This is a genomic window from Flaviramulus aquimarinus (genome assembly GCF_039543205.1).
Lineage (GTDB): Bacteria > Bacteroidota > Bacteroidia > Flavobacteriales > Flavobacteriaceae > Flaviramulus_B > Flaviramulus_B aquimarinus.
Window position 1 is genome coordinate 1,553,828 of record NZ_BAABJH010000001.1, and the last position, 21,027, is coordinate 1,574,854.

The 21,027-nt window shown below is 30.2% G+C and carries 20 protein-coding genes; 6 read left to right on the forward strand and 14 right to left on the reverse strand.

Annotated features, from left to right (window positions below):
- Positions 1–7: 7 nt before the first annotated feature.
- Both ABD941_RS07255 and ABD941_RS07260 read right to left on the reverse strand, forming a co-directional pair.
- On the reverse strand, positions 8–1,486 hold the full coding sequence (locus ABD941_RS07255) for a DUF5687 family protein (RefSeq protein ID WP_345273426.1): 1,479 nt from the start codon (positions 1,484–1,486) through the stop codon (positions 8–10).
- A 121-nt stretch (positions 1,487–1,607) separates the two neighbouring features.
- A complete protein-coding gene (locus ABD941_RS07260; RefSeq protein WP_345273427.1) occupies positions 1,608–1,946 on the reverse strand; it encodes a PadR family transcriptional regulator in 339 nt (112 codons plus the stop codon).
- A 280-nt stretch (positions 1,947–2,226) separates the two neighbouring features.
- Here ABD941_RS07260 and ABD941_RS07265 point away from each other — a divergent pair, with 280 nt between their 5' ends.
- Positions 2,227–3,285, forward strand: a complete 1,059-nt coding sequence (locus ABD941_RS07265) for a 2Fe-2S iron-sulfur cluster-binding protein (protein WP_345273428.1) — start codon at positions 2,227–2,229, stop codon at positions 3,283–3,285.
- Between the two features lie 34 nt (positions 3,286–3,319).
- Here ABD941_RS07265 and ABD941_RS07270 read toward each other — a convergent pair whose 3' ends face one another.
- Both ABD941_RS07270 and ABD941_RS07275 read right to left on the reverse strand, forming a co-directional pair.
- Complete coding sequence (locus tag ABD941_RS07270) at positions 3,320–4,339, reverse strand: glycosyltransferase family 9 protein (protein ID WP_345273429.1); 1,020 nt, start codon at positions 4,337–4,339, stop codon at positions 3,320–3,322.
- Between the two features lie 120 nt (positions 4,340–4,459).
- Positions 4,460–5,065: a DUF4254 domain-containing protein gene (locus ABD941_RS07275; protein WP_345273430.1), complete on the reverse strand. Its 606-nt coding sequence runs from the start codon at positions 5,063–5,065 to the stop codon at positions 4,460–4,462.
- Between the two features lie 73 nt (positions 5,066–5,138).
- On the opposite strand from ABD941_RS07275, the gene upp reads away from it, so the two are divergent.
- Complete coding sequence (gene upp / locus ABD941_RS07280; protein WP_345273431.1) at positions 5,139–5,792, forward strand: uracil phosphoribosyltransferase; 654 nt, start codon at positions 5,139–5,141, stop codon at positions 5,790–5,792.
- On the opposite strand, the gene ABD941_RS07285 is transcribed toward upp, so the two are convergent.
- Positions 5,787–6,710 (reverse strand): DUF6427 family protein, encoded by a 924-nt coding sequence (locus ABD941_RS07285; protein ID WP_345273432.1) that lies wholly within the window; start codon positions 6,708–6,710, stop codon positions 5,787–5,789. The two genes, upp and ABD941_RS07285, sit on opposite strands and share 6 nt — an antisense overlap.
- Before the next feature lie 70 nt (positions 6,711–6,780).
- On the opposite strand from ABD941_RS07285, the gene ABD941_RS07290 reads away from it, so the two are divergent.
- Complete coding sequence (locus ABD941_RS07290) at positions 6,781–7,008, forward strand: DUF6341 family protein (protein WP_345273434.1); 228 nt, start codon at positions 6,781–6,783, stop codon at positions 7,006–7,008.
- Here the strand turns inward: ABD941_RS07290 and purD are convergent.
- Positions 7,003–8,274, reverse strand: a complete 1,272-nt coding sequence (gene purD, locus ABD941_RS07295; protein ID WP_345273435.1) for a phosphoribosylamine--glycine ligase — start codon at positions 8,272–8,274, stop codon at positions 7,003–7,005. The genes ABD941_RS07290 and purD overlap by 6 nt on opposite strands.
- A gap of 175 nt (positions 8,275–8,449) precedes the next feature.
- Here purD and ABD941_RS07300 point away from each other — a divergent pair, with 175 nt between their 5' ends.
- From ABD941_RS07300 to ABD941_RS07310, 3 genes are read left to right on the forward strand one after another with little or no spacing between them, the layout of a single operon-like run.
- Complete coding sequence (locus ABD941_RS07300) at positions 8,450–9,769, forward strand: phenylacetate--CoA ligase family protein (protein ID WP_345273436.1); 1,320 nt, start codon at positions 8,450–8,452, stop codon at positions 9,767–9,769.
- Complete coding sequence (gene wecB, locus ABD941_RS07305; protein WP_345273437.1) at positions 9,766–10,860, forward strand: non-hydrolyzing UDP-N-acetylglucosamine 2-epimerase; 1,095 nt, start codon at positions 9,766–9,768, stop codon at positions 10,858–10,860. The genes ABD941_RS07300 and wecB overlap by 4 nt, the downstream gene beginning before the upstream one ends.
- On the forward strand, positions 10,860–12,023 hold the full coding sequence (locus tag ABD941_RS07310) for a glycosyltransferase family 4 protein (RefSeq protein ID WP_345273438.1): 1,164 nt from the start codon (positions 10,860–10,862) through the stop codon (positions 12,021–12,023). The genes wecB and ABD941_RS07310 overlap by 1 nt, the downstream gene beginning before the upstream one ends.
- On the opposite strand, the gene ABD941_RS07315 is transcribed toward ABD941_RS07310, so the two are convergent.
- The 8 genes from ABD941_RS07315 to ABD941_RS07350 all read right to left on the reverse strand — a co-directional run bounded on the left by ABD941_RS07315 (position 12,020) and on the right by ABD941_RS07350 (position 20,756).
- Complete coding sequence (locus ABD941_RS07315) at positions 12,020–13,372, reverse strand: exopolysaccharide biosynthesis polyprenyl glycosylphosphotransferase (RefSeq protein ID WP_345273440.1); 1,353 nt, start codon at positions 13,370–13,372, stop codon at positions 12,020–12,022. The genes ABD941_RS07310 and ABD941_RS07315 overlap by 4 nt on opposite strands.
- The gene (locus ABD941_RS07320; protein ID WP_345273441.1) at positions 13,373–14,362 is read right to left on the reverse strand and encodes a UDP-glucuronic acid decarboxylase family protein; all 990 of its coding nucleotides are present in this window, start codon (positions 14,360–14,362) and stop codon (positions 13,373–13,375) included.
- Positions 14,363–14,381: 19 nt separating this feature from the next.
- Entirely contained in the window at positions 14,382–15,593 is a 1,212-nt protein-coding gene (locus tag ABD941_RS07325) for a WcaI family glycosyltransferase (protein WP_345273442.1), read from the reverse strand.
- The gene (locus tag ABD941_RS07330; RefSeq protein ID WP_345273444.1) at positions 15,594–16,133 is read right to left on the reverse strand and encodes a WcaF family extracellular polysaccharide biosynthesis acetyltransferase; all 540 of its coding nucleotides are present in this window, start codon (positions 16,131–16,133) and stop codon (positions 15,594–15,596) included.
- A complete protein-coding gene (locus ABD941_RS07335) occupies positions 16,133–17,095 on the reverse strand; it encodes an NAD-dependent epimerase/dehydratase family protein (RefSeq protein ID WP_345273446.1) in 963 nt (320 codons plus the stop codon). The genes ABD941_RS07330 and ABD941_RS07335 overlap by 1 nt, the downstream gene beginning before the upstream one ends.
- Before the next feature lie 82 nt (positions 17,096–17,177).
- On the reverse strand, positions 17,178–18,257 hold the full coding sequence (locus tag ABD941_RS07340) for a glycosyltransferase (RefSeq protein ID WP_345273447.1): 1,080 nt from the start codon (positions 18,255–18,257) through the stop codon (positions 17,178–17,180).
- Between the two features lie 7 nt (positions 18,258–18,264).
- The gene (locus ABD941_RS07345; protein ID WP_345273671.1) at positions 18,265–19,257 is read right to left on the reverse strand and encodes an O-antigen ligase family protein; all 993 of its coding nucleotides are present in this window, start codon (positions 19,255–19,257) and stop codon (positions 18,265–18,267) included.
- A gap of 248 nt (positions 19,258–19,505) precedes the next feature.
- Entirely contained in the window at positions 19,506–20,756 is a 1,251-nt protein-coding gene (locus ABD941_RS07350) for an O-antigen polymerase (protein ID WP_425557095.1), read from the reverse strand.
- Positions 20,757–21,027 lie beyond the last annotated feature (271 nt).

Genomic DNA, 21,027 nt, shown 5'->3' on the forward strand with positions numbered 1-21,027 from the left:
TATCGTATTAGTTATCTTGATTGAAAGCATCAATCATTTTATATTTAGATTCTAAATATTTTACTGTAATTATTTTCATGAGTTTTTGATGGAAAATAATCCCAAAAACACCAATAACAGCAAGGGACAAGCACCCTATTTCATAACTGAATAGGGCATAAAAAACTCCAAAAACCCCAGCTGGTAAAACCATTAGAGGAATACCTATAAGCCATTGCACAGCCCCTGTTCCCTGATAATTAAAAGCAGCTTTTTGATCTAAATTTATTTTTTTTCGATTAAATGACCCGCCATACATAATGACATGCGTGTTAACTCCTATATTATATATTGCTGCTGCAAAATGAGCCAATAAAATTTTCCATCCAAAATAAACATATGGTATACTAAGAACAAACAGGACAATGACACTCAATGCCATTAATGTGAATTTTGATTTTAAATATTGTTCATATTTTATGTTCTGGCTCATTAATAATTTATAATACCCGCTATCCCAAGCAGGTATAAACTGTCCAAAGTTCATTAAAAATATACCTGTTACAAAAATGCCCACAAAAGCATAAAACCATGGCATACTTTGATAATCTGGATCGGGATAAAAAACCAATCCATAAAAAAGACCTAAGGCCAATATCCAAAGTGTTGATTTTGTGCGCTTGTTACGCCAAATTAGCTTTAAGTCTAATTGCATAAAAGGTGCCATGTCTCCAAAAAATTTTGTCCAATCTAAATTGGATGTGTTTATTGCTTTAATCTTTGTTTTTAAGCCACTATCCAAAAATAGTTTTTGTCTCAACAATTTAAAATTGAATAGATAGAGCCCTATTAAAATCAGCATAGGAATACTAATTAGAACTGGGGTTTCATAAATGGCATTAAACCCATGTCCAACAATTTCATTAAAAGAAATAATATCAAAATAGTTAAGTGCTAATAGTCCCCCTGCAAATATGATAAGTGGTAAAAAAGACAAGTCGGTTTCTGCCGAAAAGCTTTCAACAATAAAATTCAAAAAGTTGATAATAAGTATGACAATAACTAAGGTTAGCAGCCATATTATAACCGAATCGATGGGGTAGCCCTTAATCATTAATACAACCCCAAAAGGTATAAAAGCAAATAACGGTAAAACATTAAAAAAGGATACCGCTGATTTACCCAGAATATAATTTACAATCTTAGCTCTTTTGATAGGTAGGGTTAGTAATGGTTTTACTATCATTACTGGGAGTTTCTGAAAGAAAAACCGGAGAACTAAATCGCCTAAAATCCAGTAAAAAAGAAAGCTATTTACAATAAGTAATGGATTTTTGTCTGGAAAAAACTTTTGAAGTCCCGGATATAAAAGCAAACCCATTCCTAAAAAGACGGCTATAAGATATAATGAAAAAAAGCCCATAACTATTTTTGTGCCTAAGCTTTTCCCAAAACTAGCAGAGCGAAAAAAAGATTTCCACTCTAAACTTAAAAACCGTTTTATCATTTTAAATTATGTTATGACTATTGAACTTGTTTAAACTTTTTAAAGTTGCCAAATAGTTAGTGTTCTAAAGTTTTAAAATGTTACATTGATCTTGAACTTATCTTGACTTTTTTTTACACTATTATGCCATACGAAACTTTGGATTCACTAAGGCTCGCATTGTTTTTATGTAATGTTCTAATTCAGCAAGCTTTTTAATTGTTTCTCTGGTGCCCTCCTCTGTAAGTTCATAATATTTACGTTGCCTTTTACCAATATTAACCACCTCAACATCCAAAAACCCTTGGGCTTGTAGTTTGTGCAAAGAGGGATATAAAGCCCCTTCGGTAATTTGAAGTTCGCCTTTGGTAATCTCTTTTACGCGTTTTGTAATCTCATAACCATACATTTTATCATGCTCATTTAAAAGTTTTAAAATGATTGTAATTAAACTGCCTTTATATAATTCCGAATTCTTCATAAGGCTTCAAATATAATACATAAATTTATTATGTATAGATTATTTATGTATTAAATTTATCTTGATTTTTTATATCTTCTGAAACCTATCTGACTAGAAATTAACAGGTAGGGGCATTTTTTTTCTTTTCTCGCATATATGCCTCAACTGGAACCCTAACGGTTCAGGATTATCTCATTTTCAGTGAAACACAAAAAGTTAAGAGGCGTTCTTTATATTTTTATACAAATTCATCTTATTTATTTAATGGCTTCACTATTTTTGCTGAAAACAATTTTACATGTCATCATTTCACAAACTATCTATTAAAACTATTAAACGAGAAACCGATAAAGCTATTAGTATTTCTTTTAATATTCCTGAAAACCTAAAAGACACATTTGCTTTTAAAGCTGGACAATATATTACTTTAAAAACCGAAATTGATGGCCATGAAATTCGTCGTGATTATTCACTTTGTGTTTCTCCAAAAAGTGGCGAAATAAAAGTTGCTGTAAAAGAGGTCAAAGATGGTACATTTTCGGCTTATGCGAATAGTACATTAAAGGTAGGTGATACTCTTGAAGTCGCTCCGCCTAAAGGACGTTTTACTTTTGAGCCTAACGACTCAAAAACAAAAAACATAGCAGCTTTTGCTGCAGGAAGTGGCATTACCCCTGTTTTAAGTATTATAAAATGTGCTTTAGAAGAGGAAGTCTATAGCAAGGTCATCCTGGTTTATGGTAACAAGACAACAAAAGACACGATGTTTTTAAATGAGCTTTTAGAACTTCAGCATACATATAAGGATCGTTTTTCTGTTCAGTTTGTTTTTAGTCAACAAGACGAGAATGATGCTATTTTTGGTCGAATTGAAAAAAGCACAGTTAATTATGTTATGAAAAACAAGCATAAGCATATTGAAGTTGACGCCTTTTACCTTTGCGGACCTGAGGCTATGATTCATACAGTTAAGGATGTTTTAACAGAACATGATATTGACGAAAACCGTATTCATTTTGAGCTTTTTAAAGCTGCTAAGCCTGCTGAAGTTGAAGAAGAAAACAATATTGCTACTGGCAAAACAATTATAACACTAACGGTTGATGACGATACCTCAACGTTTGAAATGTCTCAAAAGCAAACAATTCTAGAAGCGGCGTTAGATGAAGACTTAGATGCGCCTTATTCCTGTCAAGGTGGTATTTGCAGTAGTTGTTTAGCTCGTATAAAAGAAGGTGAGGCTACGATGAGGCAAAATAATATTTTAACTGAAAGCGAAGTTGCAGAGGGTTTGATTTTAACCTGTCAAGCGCATCCAACCACCTCGAATATTGTTATTGATTTTGACGATGTTTAAATTAGAGGTGTAAGATAATTAGAACGCTAGATTTTTAGACTAAAAACCTAATTTTTTCAATAATAGTTTCTGGAGAAATACTCCTAGAAGCTTCCTTATAATGTTCTGGATATATATTACCATACACTGATGTTGGTATTAAAGGGAACTGCTCTCTATCTGTCAATAACATGTAATCATCAGGTTGGTTGAACGGTGCAAAACCAGCAAACGGATGGGTAACGCCCCAAATGGTAATAACTTTTACGCCTAACATGGCTGCAATATGAGCATTTCCTGAGTCCATAGACAACATCACGTCCAAATTGGAAATAACATCTAGTTCTTCATCTAAGGTTAATTTTCCTGCTATATTAATGACATTGGTAAAGCTGTATTCTAAGTCATTTAAAATTTGAATTTCCTTTTCTCCTCCTCCAAATAAAACGATGTTATACGCTTTTGATAGTGTTTTAACAACCGTTTTCATGACATCTAATGGATACATTTTGCCTTCATGTGCTGCAAAAGGCGCAATGCCTATGTGTTTTTTTGACCCTTTTCCTAAAAATGTTTTAAGTTTTTCATTTAAAACCTTCTTTTCCGGAAATATAGGATTTGATACATCCAATTTATAACCCAATGCCTCAAAAACATCGGCATATCGCTGATGTGTGGTTTTAAGTTTTGTGAATTTTTTTCCAGTTATTAAAGCTTTCTTCTCTGCTCTGCCTTTATAAATCTGAATACATGGTATTGCTGACAATAGCACCTTTAGAATATTACTTCGGAGTACATTATGTAAATCGGCAATGGCATCAATTCCTAAGTTTTTTAATTCTTTTGAAAGTTTGTATAAGCCAAAAACACCTTTGTGTTTACCTTTAACCTCAGCAGGAAAAACCTTAACATTTGGCAAATCTCTAAAAAAAGGGCCAAAAAAAGCACGTGTTAAAACAGTTATTCTTACTTCTGGATATTGTTGTAGAAGGGCTCGTAAAACAGGTACGGTCATAGCCACATCGCCCATGGCTGAGAGACGAATTACTAGAATGTGTTTAGATACATTTGGCATGATCTTTCAGTTGAAAAAGTCTTTAATACTTCAACGAAGTTTATCTTGAGCGAAGTCGCAAGGCTTAACACAAACAACTTCAGACTGACAACTCAACTCTATTTGAATTTTGATACTTATTTATTTCTGTCCTCTTAGTACCGGGTTAAGCTCATCATCATTATACATTTTCATTTGCTTGTAAACTTTCATGTATTTATCTCCTTTTTCTATATCACTTAAAAGTGTATCAATGGCTGTTGATAAATCTACTCGTTGTTCTAATAAAATGTCCAATTTTTTCTGGCACGCCGCTTTATGGGAATCTGATGCGTCTATTCGCGTTGCTTCTTCGTTCATGTGGTACACTTTTAATGCCAGAATAGATAATCTATCTACGCCCCAAGCTGGACTTTCGGTATTAATAGTTGCGAGATCTTTCACCGAAGTACCTTTGTATTTTTCTAAAAAATAACTATCAATATATTCAACCATATCGGTTCTATCTTGGTTTGATGCATCGATCTGACGTTTTAAAGTTAAAGCCGCAACGGGATCTATTTGTGGATCGCGAATAATATCTTCATAATGCCATTGTACGGTATCAATCCAACATTTTCTGTATAACAAATGCTCTAATAAATCACTTTTATCATAAGCGTTTTCAAAAGGCTGATCTACAGTGTTTATAATATGGTATTTTTCAATAACGTCTTGAAATATTTTGTTAGCTTTTTCTGTAAACATATGGTGTTAAATTTTAAAGTGTAAATATACTTCATATTTACTTAACTTTACTACTGAAAAACCTATTCTCATTATGCATATTCACCATATATCTCAACAAAACTCAATACTAAACACCTTTATTTCAGAAATTAGAAATACTGATCTTCAAAAAGATAGTATGCGATTTAGAAGAAATATTGAACGTATCGGAGAAATTTTAGGTTATGAAATGAGTAAATCCCTAAATTATAAAAACACATCTATAACAACGCCTTTAGGGCATTGTAATATTGATTTATTAGAAAACAATATTGTTTTATGTTCTATTTTAAGGGCTGGTGTTCCTCTGCATAATGGATTGCTTAATTATTTTGATACGGCTGAAAATGCTTTTATTTCAGCCTATAGACACCACAAACACGACCCGGAAAGTTTTGAAATTATTGTTGAATATTTAGCTTGTCCGAGCTTAGAAAATAAAACACTTATTTTGGCAGATCCTATGCTAGCCACAGGGCAATCTATGGTCGCTACTTTTGAAGCTCTAAAACCTTTTGGCACCCCTAAAGAAATTCATTTAATGAGTGTAATTGGTGCCCAAGAAGGGATTGACTTTGTTGAAAACCATTTTTATGGCAATGTGCATTTATGGATTGCCGCCATTGATGAAACCCTAAATGAAAAAGGTTATATTGTTCCTGGTCTTGGCGATGCTGGCGATTTAGCTTTTGGCCAAAAACTATAATAATAGTAAAACAAAAGGTAGAATGACAAGCACGGACAAAAACACTTCTTTAAACCACTTGTCTTGAATAATCTCAATATAATTTGTAATAATTATTGCCAATGGTGCAAATAAGAATAAAAATTCGCTGCCATTTTTTTCTGGAGCTTGCAGCACAATTAAAAAACTAATGATAGCTGCTATAATAATAAGTTTAAATGATACTCTAAACGCCTTTTTCTTCTTATTGATATTTTGCAAATAAAAAATTGAAGACCATACTCCAAAAGATAAAAGCACCGTAATAGCTATTAAGTATGATAACGAATTATAGTTACTAAAATCATAACTTGTTTCAGGGGATATATCAAGTATTCCAAAAAAGTTGTCATAGAGCAACAAAGAGGTAGCTACAGACATTAGAAAAACAGTGAAAACACCTAAAAATGGTATTATCCAATGTCGTATATTATTATCCGTATATAAAACTAGTGACAGTATAATTAAAGCAAAAAACAAAATGGCCCAAAAGTAAAACAATGCGGCAATAGCAATCCAAAACGCAGCATCAAACAGTTTCTTTTTTACATCTTTTTGAGAACGCAAACTCACAATTCTTCTTAAACCAAGCAATACAAAAAAATTAGATATAAGAACGTTTGAGTGATTAGTTGTCTGGGTAATAAAAAGCAAAAATAAACTAAACAACAAAACCTCATAATTATTTTTTAAGGTTAAATTATTTTTGTTAACTATAAAATCTAAAAGTAAAATAGATATATAAGCTACAAAAAGCAATATATTTTGTTTTACAATAAACACCATTGTAAACGGTTCGTTTATTAAACCTTTTCTAGCTATTACAAAAGCTAAAAGCGTAATAAAAAAAACGATGATAAAATTTATTGGCTTAGATTTATTAAAAATACTTGTTATCATTAACTGTTTTTGTATTTTTGCTACGTAAATATACTAACTATATAACCAGTTAGAAAATAATATAAAACACATGAAAGATTTCTTTTACGCTATACAAGATTTATTTGTTGATATCATTTTTGCTCCTTTTGATGCTTTAAGAGCATTAGAACTTGAAAACTGGTTCGGAGCAAATACAGTGTCTTGGATTTTTATGGTTGTTGGATTTGTTGCTATGGTGTACTGGATGCTACAACTTAAAATGTTTAATGATAATAATGAAGAAGATAAAAGTATTTCTTCTCACTCTTATCTATAAATCAAATCCAATATCTTTACGATAATTCATCTTATCAAAATGTAGTTTTTCTATATTTTGATAAGATTTTTTTATGGCCTCTTGATACGTATCTCCATAAGATGTTATAGCCATAACGCGACCACCTGAGGTTATAATTTTTCCGTCTTTTAATTGGGCTCCTGCATGAAATGGAATAGAATCTTGAACAGTTTCAACTCCAGTTATTTCTTTTCCTTTTTCGTATGCTTCTGGATAGCCACCAGATACTAACATAATGGTTGTTGCAGCTCGCTCATCAATTTCAATATTTATTTTATCTAAACATCCATTAGCCATAGCCTGAAGGATTTCAACAAAATCATTTTTTAATCTTGGTAAAACTACTTCGGTTTCTGGATCACCCATTCGTACATTATATTCAATTACTTTGGGGTCATCTCCAACTTTTATAAGACCTATAAACACAAAACCAACATACGGTAAATTATCCTTTTTAAAACCCTTAATAGTCGGTTTTACAATGCGTTCTTCAATTTTATTAAGAAATTCATCTGTAGCAAAAGGCACTGGAGATACTGCTCCCATACCGCCTGTATTTAAACCTGTATCGCCTTCACCAATACGTTTGTAATCTTTTGCAGTTGGTAAAATTTTATAGTTTTCGCCGTCAGTTAATACAAAACAACTTAATTCAATCCCGTCTAAAAACTCTTCAATAACCACTTTTGTACTCGCCTCTCCAAATTTAGCGTCTACTAACATGCTTTTTAATTCCGCCTTAGCGTCATCTAAATCATTTAAAATCACAACACCTTTTCCTGCTGCTAAACCATCTGCTTTTAAAACGTAAGGTGCTTTTAGGGTTTCTAAAAATGTATATCCTTTTTCAACCGTTTCTTTTGTAAAACTCTCATAAGTAGCCGTTGGAATTTTATGTCTGTATAAAAATTCTTTGGCAAATTCTTTACTTCCTTCTAATTCAGCTGCTGCTTTTTGTGGCCCAATAACAGATACATGCTTGACAGTTTCATCGTTTAAAAAATAATCATGGATACCTTGAACCAATGGGTCTTCTGGCCCCACAACAACCATATCAATTTGCTTCTCTAAAACCAGTTCTTTAATAGCCTCAAAATTAGCTACACCAATATTTATATTAGTTGCTATTTGTGCTGTTCCAGAGTTTCCAGGGGCTACAAATAAGCTTTTGCATTTTGGGCTTTGGGCTATTTTCCAAGCAAAGGTATGTTCTCTTCCGCCAGAACCAAGAATTAAGATATTCATTGTATAGTATGTTTTATATTCCCATATGTATGAGAATAACAATTTCTCGAGTGCAAAAATAAGCGGTTTTTAGGATTTGTCACGAATTCACAACTATTTTTTTATACTATTCTATTTTAAAATAGGATTTATATTTAGATTTGTTTTTTGTCTGTTTTGTAACTATAATTTTCAATTGAATATCTTCAACCTTTCATTGCAATTTAAGGGCTTTCCTATTCGGAAAGCAGAACAGGTTTTGAACAGTATTCAAAGTAAAAGTGACCATGACTTTAATATTTATGTTGAAAACAGAAAACAAGCCATTGTTAACTATCATTTAAAACATAATCCATTTTATAAAACCTTTACAAAAGATGTAAATATGTTAGATTGGAATTCTATTCCTATACTATCTAAAAAGGATTTACAACAGCCTTTAGAAGACCTTATGTCTGATGATTTTACAAAACAAAATGTGTATGTTGATAAAACATCTGGTGCATCAGGGCATCCTTTTATTTTTACAAAAGATAATTTTTGCCATGCGTTAACCTGGGCTATCATAAAAAATCGTTTTGGATGGTTTAATATTGATTTTAACACCACTAAACAAGCCCGTTTTTATGGTATTCCTTTAGATAAAAAAGGGTATTATATAGAAAAATCAAAAGATTTTGTAAGCAACAGGACGCGTTTTAATGTCTTTGATTTAAGTGATAGCGCTTTTGAAAATTGGTTAAGTGTTTTTAAAACCAATAAACTTGAATATATGAATGGCTATACCAGTCCTATGGTACAATTTGCAAAATATTTAAAACGAAAAAATATTGTACTTCGTTTGGAATGCCCATCGTTAAACGTATGTATAACAACTTCAGAAATGCTATTTGAAAACGATAAAAAACTTTTAGAAACACAATTCGGAATTCCTGTAGTGAATGAATACGGCGCATCAGAATTAGACTTAATAGCTTTTCAAAAACCAAATGGCAAATGGCTGGTTAATAGTGAAACTTTGTTTGTTGAAGTTCTTGACGAGCACAACAATATTTTGCCTTACGGCGAAGAAGGGCGTTTGGTTATTACGTCACTTTATAATAAATCACAGCCGTTTATTCGCTACGATATTGGCGATATTGGTAGCCTTTCAAAAGAAAGTACAGTTAAAGAACCTATACTTGAAAAACTTATTGGAAGAACCAATGATATTGCTATTTTACCTAGTGGAAAAAAAGCTGCTGGCTTAACGTTTTATTATATCACTAAGAGTATCATTGAAGATGATGGCAACGTTAAAGAGTTTGTTATTGAGCAAACTAAGCTTGATACTTTCAAAATTATTTATGTCAGTTCTGAAAACCTATCTATCGAAAAAATAAAAAGTATTACTATTGAAATGGAAAAATATCTTGAAAAAGGACTTCATATTAACTTTGAAAGGCAAGAAAAGTTAGTTCGTTCAAAAAGTGGTAAATTGAAACAGTTTTCGTCCTATTTAAATCAAAATACATGAATATTACCATAGTTGCAGGTGCAAGACCTAATTTCATGAAAATTGCGCCTATTATTGAAGCTATTCAACATAAAAGAAGTGAAGGCTTTAATATTAATTATAGACTTGTTCATACTGGGCAACACTACGACAAAAATTTAAGCGGTGCTTTTTTTGAAGAATTAAATATCCCTTTACCAGATTCAAATTTAGAAGTTAAAAGTGGCACTCAAGCTGAACAAACGGCAGCTATAATGATTGGTTTTGAAAAGGAATTACGGCTAAATCCATGCGATTTGGTTATGGTTGTTGGTGATGTTACCTCAACAATGGCTTGTACTATTGTCGCTAAAAAGGCACATATAAAAGTAACTCATGTTGAAGCTGGAATACGCTCTGGAGATATGCGCATGCCTGAAGAAATCAATAGAATTGTTACCGATAGCTTAACAGATTATTTCTTTACCACATCAACGTATGCCAATGAAAATTTGGAACGGTTAGGAATATCAAAATCAAACATTTTTTTTGTGGGTAATGTGATGATTGATACCTTATTAAAAAACAAAAATCGATTTAAGAAACCAAAGTTGTGGGACAATTTAATGTTATCTAATAAAAATTATCTGGTCATGACACTCCATAGGCCTAGCAATGTTGATGAGGAAGAACAGCTAAAAGCATTAATTACTAAAATTGTTGAATTGGGAAAAGACTATCCTATTGTTTTTCCTGTTCACCCTAGAACTCAAAAATTATTGAGCAATCTAAATTTAAATTTTAAAAATCTTCATTATGTAAATCCACTTGGGTATTTAGAGTTTAATTATTTGGTAGAAAATGCCAAGGCCGTTATAACAGACTCTGGAGGCATTACTGAAGAAACAACAGTAATGAACGTACCTTGCATAACATTACGAAACAGTACGGAACGACCTGAAACTTGTAATATAGGCACTAATATTTTAGTTGGAAATGATTCTAAAAAAATTGAATCTGCCTTTAACGTATTGCTTTCTGGTGCCTGGAAACAAGGTCATATTCCAGAACTATGGGACGGTCAAGCTGCTAAAAGAATTATTCATCATATAACTCATATATATAAGTTATAATGAAAGACATCATGATCATAACAAGCTATTTTCCTCCAGAAATAGGTGCTGCTTCTAATCGTATGTATCATTTAGCAAAAGGCTTGCAAAAGCATAATTTTAAAGTTTCGGTTATTACACCCTTACCCAATTACCCTACTGGTAAAATTTTTGAGCCTTACAGAGGGCATTTTAAACATACTTCTGAAGAAAATAAAATAACCATTCATCGTTTATGGATTTATTCCAGTAACTCAAAGAATAAGTTATTACGTCTTATTGCTATGTTATCTTACAGCTTTAGTTTGATTTGGTTTTTTATGTGGAATACTATTCCTAGAACAGTAATCATCCAATCTCCGCCTTTATTGGTGGCTTTTACATCTATCCTTTGTTTACGTTCTAAAAAACGAAAGCTTATTTTAAATATAAGTGATTTATGGCCAATTGCAGGCTTAAAATTAGGTGCTTTAAAAAAGAATTTTAGTTATGGCTTTCTTGAAAAGATTGAATATTTTAATTACAAGCATGCTAATTTAGTTTTGGGGCAGAGCGAAGAAATATTAACTCATGTAACATCACTTTTCCCAAATAAAGCAACTTTTTTATATCGTAATTTTCCTGATTTTAATATTCCAGATATTTCTATAAAAGATAAATCAACTGGAAAATTAAAAATTGTTTATGCGGGTTTATTAGGGGTTGCTCAAGGCATTTATAAATTATGCCAAGAACTAGATTACATAGCTATTCAACTTCATATTTATGGTTCTGGTCCTGAGCAAAACGCTATTGAAAGCTTTATTAAAAACCATCCTGATTTAGATATAGTATATCATGGTGAACTATCAAGGAAAGAACTGCATAAGGTGCTATTAAAATATGATTTAACTATTATCCCGTTGTTAAATAGAATTTATGGGTCAGTGCCTTCAAAAATATTTGAATATGCACGATTAGGATTACCTATGCTATATTTTGGAGGTGGAGAAGGGGAAAGTATTATAAAAAAATATGATTTGGGCTGGGTAGCTAATGTTGGCGATTATAAAGACTTAAATACTGTTATTTCTAAAATAAATCCTTCTGAAATACAATCTGTTTATAGAAAAAAGATACAGAAAACTGCTTTAGGCAATTTTGATTTCAATAGGCAGTTAGAATTACTTATTCCTAAACTTTAATAGGCCTTGTCTTCGCCTTTTATGGCATTTACAAATGTTTGGATGCTAATTTTTAAATCGAGTAATAAGGACCAGTTTTCAATATAAAAAATATCATATTTTACTCGGTTTATAATGTCTTTATCAGTTTCTATTTCACCTCTAAAACCACTAACCTGTGCTAAACCCGTAATACCAGGCTTAACAAAATGACGTACCATAAACTTATCTACTCGTTGAGCATACATATTGGTATGACTAACCATATGAGGCCTAGGACCTACAACAGACATATCTCCAAAAAGAACATTAAAAAACTGTGGTAACTCATCTATACTGGTTTTTCGAATAAAAGCTCCAACTTTAGTAATCCGTAAATCTCCTTTTGTTGCTTGAAATAAATGAGCCGTTTTACTAGGGGTCATGGATCTAAACTTATAACAATCAAATTCCTTGTAATTAAATCCATTTCTGGATTGTTTAAAAAACACAGGGCCTTTAGATTCAATTTTAATTAAAATAGCTAAGATTGGCGTTAACCATGATAAGACAAAAACAATTATAAATAGAGAAAGTAATATATCAAATAACCGTTTAACAAATTTATTTACTGGCTCTTGTAAAGGTATAACCCTTAATGATAATATTGGAATATAATCATAATACTGATATTTAAGTTTTTTAGAGTAAATATCTTTATTATCTGGTATGAATTTTAATTCTCTTAAATTATTGTCTGCAAAATCAATCAATCTATTAATTTGTTTATTTGATAATTCTGCAACGGAAAAATAAATTTCATCGATATCATTTTCTATAATATAGTTAAAACATTGTTCTAAAGAAAAGTCTGTATCATCAGTACTAAACTTAGCTTTAAATTTATATCCAAAATCCAGTCTGGTATTAAACGTATGTATTAATTGTCTTATTTTATCATTTCTCCCAATTACGATAACGTTTCTTATATTTCCACTTAATATAATTCTATATTTTTTTAATAAAAAAATAGTTAAAAACTTAAAGACACAGATTAACCCAAAAACTGATACTAAATAGCTTCCTAGTGCTAATCTGCTCATATTTGGTTGTTTAAAGAACCCAATAAACGCATAAAGCACTATAGCAAAAAATGTTATTTGCCTTAATAAAAGGGGGATGATCTGAATTACTCTTGTGTGCCTTTCTACTTCATAAAAATGGTTTTTAACAGCAATGATTATCCAAGAAATAGATATATATAAACAAAAAGCATAAACGTTTTTTAAATTTATTTCAAAATAAAACACAGCCATATTAATTATGACTAAGTCTGTAAAACCAAATAAAGGTTTTATTAAACTAGAATATCTTCCTTTTTTGTAATTCACTTATTTCTTTATGTGGTTTTTGAAATCTTTGTGCTCGCTTTTATACAATTCGGCTTCAGATAATGCTTTAAAATAATCGTATGTTATTTTCATCCCTTCCGCTCTACTAACCTTTGGTTCCCATTTTAAAAGTTTTTTTGCAAGTGTTATATCCGGTTGCCTTTGCAAAGGATCGTTTACTGGTAAGTCCTTGTAAATTAACTTTTGGGTGGTACCTGTTAATTTTATAATTTCTTCAGCAAAATCCTTAATAGTTATTTCATGAGGATTACCAATATTTACTGGATATGGATAGTCGCTTAATAATAGTCTATAAATTCCTTCTACTTGATCATCTACATAACAAAATGATCGTGTTTGAGAACCATCTCCAAATATTGTTAAGTCCTCTCCACGTAAAGCTTGACCCATAAATGCAGGAATGACTCGTCCGTCGTTTAACCTCATTCTTGGACCGTATGTGTTAAATATACGGACAATTCGTGTTTCTAACCCATGAAACCTATGGTAAGCCATGGTTATGGACTCTTGAAAACGCTTAGCTTCATCATAAACACCTCTTGGGCCTATAGTATTGACATTTCCGTAATACTCTTCTGTTTGCGGGTGCACTAATGGGTCTCCATATACTTCAGAAGTTGAAGCGATTAACAGTCTTGCTTTTTTTGCTTTTGCTAACCCTAAGAGATTATGTGTACCTAATGATCCAACTTTTAAGGTTTGAATAGGAATTTTTAAATAATCTATTGGACTTGCAGGAGATGCGAAATGTAGAATATAATCTAAATCGTGCTCTATTTTTATATATTCTGTAACGTCATGTTCTATAAATTCAAAGTTTGGACTACTTTTTAAATGTAGAAGGTTTTTTTTATCTCCTGTAATAAAGTTATCCATACCAACAACATAATAACCTTCTGATACAAATCTATCACATAAGTGAGACCCCAAGAAACCTGCTGCTCCGGTTATTAAAATTTTTTTCTTCATAGGCTAGAATTATAGTTTATTAAAAATTTTTAAGCTTACAGATAAATTTATTCAATACTTTATCTTTAGAGTATTTTTCTTCAACGTAATTTTTCGCATTTTCACCCAATTTTAAGCGCATATTCTTATTTTCTTTCAATATAACAATTTGCTTTATAATGTCATCTATTACAGTACCATCGAAGTAGAATCCTCCATTGGAATTATTAAAAACTTTTGCAACTTCACTTTTTAAATTTCCTGTAACAATTGATGGTCTTGAACTTGCCATCATGCCTAAAATTTTTGAAGGCATTACCGTATCGATAACCTCTGCTTTTTGAAACAATATATGTAAATCAGCACTTGATAATAGCGATGGTAAATCATCATATGGAACCAAATTATAATGCTTTACAAAATCGTAACCATTTATTTTTGAAAGAAGATTTTCTTTTTCAGCACCTTCACCAACAACAATGACTTCAACATCATTAATTTTATTTAAAAAATTTAAAAACTTAATAAAAAAAACCCAGTCTTGCTTAGCTCCAATATTTCCAGAATATAAAATCTTAAATTTATCTGAACTTAAATACTTATGTGTTTTCAGAGTTTCATCACTAAACTTCTTTACATCAATCCAATTTGTAAGATAGTACGTTGAAGTTTCTGTTTTTGATTTAAGTTTATTAATCATCCCAAAACTTATGGAAGAAACCATATCAGCCTTCTTCAATACAAACTTTTCAATGCTCTGAAGCCCTTTAATAACGCTTTTCTTGTTACCATTAAGCAACCCTGAATCAATTGCTGCATCAAATTCAAAATCTTGGATGTGCACCCAGTGCTTAACGTTATTATATCTCTTTTTTAAAAACCAGCCTAATAAAGAAGATGTTGTAAATGGAATTATTGATATAACAATATCTGGTTTACCAACTTTAAAGAGGTTAATAAAATTCCCAAAAGTAAAGCTAATTAAATGAATTATTCTTTTAATGAATGTTGGATCTTTAGGGACATACTGCTTGCTTCTATAAACTTTTACGCCATTAATAATTTCCTTTACTAAATAACTTTTTAATTTATAATCTTGCCTGATTTGCCATTGCGGATAATATGGAAAACCTGTTATAACAGTAACATCAAACCCTTTAGAAACTAAATATTCAGCTTTCTCGGTTGTATATAAACCTATAGCACTATCTTCAGGATAATAGTTAATGCCTATAATGGTGATTTTTTTCAATTATCTCTTTTTTACTGGAATAGCGGGGTTTCCGTAACAGACATAGCCTTCAGGCGTACTTTTCATAACACTGCTTCTAGCTCCTATTACACATCCTTTTCCTATTGTTACTCCTGGAGCAATGTAAACATCATTTGTTATCCATGATTGATCTTCAATTACCACTGGTTTTGCTCCTATTTCAAATTTTTCACTTTTATAGTCATGAAGTCCTGTATTAAAATATACGCCATGAGCAATTGCTACGTGACTTCCTATTGTAATAGTCCCTAAACTATATAAAACACAATCTTCCCCTACCCATGTATGATCATCAATACTTACCTTCCATGGATAAGTCACCCTAACTGTAGGTCTTAATAACACTCCTTTTCCAATTTTAGCGCCAAATAACCTTAAAAGAAATCTTCTCCAGGAATATAAAAATTGTGGAGACCAAGCAAATAGGGTTTTTTCAATTAACCACCAAAGTTGAACTGTAATTTTTGACTTCCCTCTAAAGTCTTTTGGTACGGCAAAATTTTTTAAATTTTGATACATTATTTATGTGCTTTATACCAATTATAAGTAATTGTTGTGGCTTCTTCTAGATTATAAGGCAAAACACCAACAACTTTTTCAACTTTAGTTGTGTCATAATCCATTGTTGTTAAAATATTGTTTAATCTAAATGATGTTATAGGAGGAGAGCTATAGCCTATTCCCTTTAATATATCTCCCGCTTTTGCCAATAGTTTTAAAACTTGAATTGGTACAGACTTAACCTTTTTTCCGTGGAATTTTTGTGAAATAATATCTGCCCATTGCTTTACTTCTAATGTCTTAAAATCAGATAAGTAAATAGTTTGTCCATTTAATTCTTTATCATAAATCAATTTATCCATAATATGTACACAGTTTTCAACATATCCAAATTTTTTATGAATTTCTAAGCCTTTTGGATGAACGTATACTTTTTTATTTATTGAGTCGAAGAAGCTTTTATATGGAATATCAAACCAAGGACCCCATAAAGATGTTGGTCTAACTATAACCCAATTAGAAGTAAGTTCTTTTGAATCTCTTACAATTTTTTCTCCAATAATTTTACTTTCGCCATATATTGTAGAAGGTTTATAATCATACTCATCTTTTGGATTGTAGCCAATTTCGCAAACTAATCTACTTGAAGCAAATATAACTTTTTCTAAAGAACTAGAATAGTTTAAGGCTTTTATTACGTTTTCTACGCCTTGTATATTTGCACTATAATCTTTTAGTGTCTTCCCTTCTAAATCTGTTCTAGCGGCCATATGAAACACATAGTGTGGCTGAAAATCTTTAAAAACAGAAATTGTTAATTTTTCATCTAGAATATCTACATTTTTCCAAAAACCAATATGGTTCTTGTTTCTAGGCTTTGCGCAGTCAATACTAACAACCTCGAAATTATCTTTATAAAATTCAATAATATTCGTGCCAATAAACCCTGAACCTCCAGTAACTAATATTCTCTTCTTCATTCCCTATTTAAAATTTTAAAATTCAATGTATGATTTTTATATCTATCAAGATTTAAAAATCTACGATTATAATTTTGCAAATTTACAATATACTTTTGTATAAGTTTAACCAATCTTTAAATCTATACTCCCATGAATATTCTTTAGTAACAAAACTATTTAACTTTTTACCATTATCATTTCTTTCATCATCGGACCAATTAAGTGAAACTTGTAAAGCCTTTTGTACTTCATTAACTTTAGGGTTTACTAAAAACCCGCCATTGTCTGACCATTCTTTTTTTAATCCTGTTTGTTTTGTAGTAATTACAGGTGTTCCATATACTGCTGATTCAAGATTTACCATACCGACTACTTCAGAGTGAGAAGGTGCAACAAAGACAAAGGCATTTTTAAATAATATTTCTTTTTCGACCCCAGTTATAAGTCCAACAAAACTAACTTTATCATTTAGATTAAGCTTTTCTACCAATACTTCTAATTCCTTTTGATAATCATTAAATCCACCTGCAATTTTTAATTTAAAATTTTTATTATCAATATTTGCAAATGCATTAATTAAAATATCAATTCCTTTTTTCTTATCAATCCTTCCTAAGTATAAAATATACTTTTCTTTCAAATTTGGAGCATCTATTTTAACTGATTTTGAATCTATTAGATTAGGTATTTCTACCACATTAGTTTTTGGGAATAATTTTCTTAGCTCTTTAGCTTCTGGTAATGTAATAGCATGAAGGTATTTAGCTTTAGAAAAGATGTTCTTAACCACATATTTAAAATACATCTTTTTTTTAAAATTACCATTAAGCCATAACCAAGGTTCGTACATACCATGACATGAAATTAAATAAGGTATCCTATTATTAAATGCAAATTTTGCTGCTGCATATTGAGGGTACATCCAAACACCATGAATATGTATAATATCGATATTTTTTTGACTGTGTAAAAAATTTAATTTGTTAATTAAATTCTTCGAAAAACGCCATGGTTTATTTCCTCCTTCTACTTTTATTACATCATCGTCTTTTTCTTTTCTTGTTGTAATGATAGTTGAACTAATACCGTTATTAATGAGTCTATTATGCAAATCTTTAACTACGGTTCTTAATCCACCACTTAAAAAAGAAAAGTCTTCTAATATGTGTACTATATTCATAATGCTTTTATATCTTATTGCTTAATACATCCCTTTCTTTATTAGGTTTAAAAAGAAGGATATTAATAAATAGGGAAATTATTATTACACCATCTTCTCTTTCTAAAATATTTTCGGTTAACATATTTAAACAAAAATACAATGTTAAAAGAAAAAGAATTTGAGATTCTTTCTTATTGGATATTTTAAAAAGATAAAAAAAGTAATATATAAAGGTAAAAAAACCCAATAAACCCGTAGACAAAAGAATGCTTAGAAATTGATTATGTGAGTTGTAGTTTTTATTTAAAAAATCAACATTTTTTTGCTCATAACAATCATTTAAAACCATTTTAGTGTCTCCCCAGCCATATCCAAAATATGGAGACTGAGCTATTTTTTTTAAAGCACACTCGTAAATTTGAATTCTTATTGCAGTTGATGAGTTTTTATTGTTTTCGATATTAAACAATTCCTTAAATCTATTTACATTATTGTATTTTGGAACGTATAATATAAACAAAATTAATATTGCTGAAATTGAGGATATATATAAAATATGTTTATAATTAGATTTATTTTTTATTAGAAAAATTAGCCCAACTATTCCTAAAAAAATTATTGGCCCTTTCTTGTTCAAAATAGCTATAAATGTAATTAGGAGTATTAAAACAAAAAACAAAGCCTTTTTAAGACTTGGCCCACAGTTTCCTATTATTGATAGGGTAAAAATAATCGCAACACCTATACAAATAGACAAATAAATTGAATGAATTTCAAAATGCTTAATTCTAATATCAACTAAATTTGTATAATGTATTAAAGTGCTTTTAAAAGTATAAAATGGTTCAGTAAAATAGAAAAATAAAAAAGTTGAAATTAAAAAGAAAACTAAAGAAAATATAAATGTAAGTTTAAGTGTTTGGATAGATTTTTCTGTTAAAAGGGCTTTATCTGCTCCTACTATGTAAAAAATTAGAGGAAACACAACTAATGACAATCCTGTTTCTAACTTCCTCATTGCAAAATTAATATCACTTGAATAAGCAATACTTATAAGTAAAATGATAAAAAAACTTATGCTTATTACAAACTTCTTAGTTTCTAAAACAGGTTTTTGGTTTAATTTTAAATATCTAACAATTACAACTAATAACAGTAATGCTATTGGCACGCCTTTAAATTGGTCTGGCACTAAAATAATCGCACTATTTAAATAAATTAAAAATCGTAATAGCTGATTATAAAAATTTATGTTAGCAGTCGTTTTCACATTTTAACTTTCTTCTTTCCAAAGAAAGAAAAATACATTTTAGGAATTATAAGGATAACTATAAAGGTTGCAAATAAAAATGCATAACCATTTGTAAAATCTCCTCTTAGAAAGAAAATCATATGTATTGAGGCATAAAACCCTGCTGCGACTTTTAATGGGTCCTCTCCGTTAATCCAATTAACCATTCGCGTCATAAAAAAAGCTAAAAGTATGGCAAATAATATAACTCCTAATAACCCAAAGTTTATATAACCTTCAGAAACAAAAGGGTTTGAAAGATTTGTAAAATAATAGGGGTTGGTCGGGTCCCCGTAATTATCTCTTAAATAATTCCCAATAAACTCCCCACTGGATATAGGTTTACTTTCCCATATTTTTCTAGGAACAAAGAAAAAAACCGCCCCAGAAAGCTGTTCTCCAAAAGAAAAAGTATCCTTTTCAACATGCTCAATTGTAGCCGAAAAGTTTATAAAAGCATCGTAATTTAATGTCGTAAACGTATTTGTTACACCATGGTTTTGTAACTGATATAATAAAAGTTTTGGCTCGTTTATCAACTTATCTAACGTATACCCTGAATGTGTAATCAATGATATTGTAGGAAAGATAATAACCATGGAAAAAAACAAGAAAATTAAAGATTTAAAATTAGTGTTTAGTAATTTAGGTATTAAAAGAAATACTATTGTTATGTATATAGGCCCTAGCGCATTTCTTTTTTCAGTTAAAGGGTTCTTTAACACTAGTATCAATACAAGCATCAAAAAAGTAATAATTAATATGATATAAAAATTTTTTGACTTTTTATATTTCTTTAAATAATATACTCCTAAAACAAAGGCAGGAAAAGGAATCATTAATATGATTTTCTCTTTAATTAGCAATGCAGATTTTGTTGTTCCATCCAATACTGAATAATTATGAGATAAATACTCCTGTTTAATATAATCTATATTAATTAAAAAAATAATCATGCTAATTACAAAAAAAACAAGAATATGAAAAGATAAATTCATGTCTTTCTTGTAAATTTTAGCCTTTAATTTCATCGCATTAAAATAACGATATGCTATATAGAAAACTATATTAAATATCAATATAAATACACTCGTTTTAATTATTAAATAGTCGCTATAAATCAACTTTGTTACCAGCTTTAAATCTCCTGATGTAAATACTTTATGTATTTGCAACATGGGTGCCACAATAAAGAACATGAAATTGAAAACTATATACGATGCCATAATAGGGGCAAATTTTTTATCTTTAAATAGGTAATAAATAGTCATGATCAAAATCACCAAAAAATTTAAAGTAAAAAGAATCTTTATAAAAAAAGGAACTGCTGTAAAAAAGAGTAGAGGTATAAAAATAATAAAAAAGAGTAATAAAAATAGAATCTTGCCTTTCATTCAATTGACGCTCCTTAGAGCACATTTTTTAGATCTTAAAGTAATTTTTATTACAAAGAATAAAAACATTCTAATTTGCACCTAATTAAAAATTAATATTTCT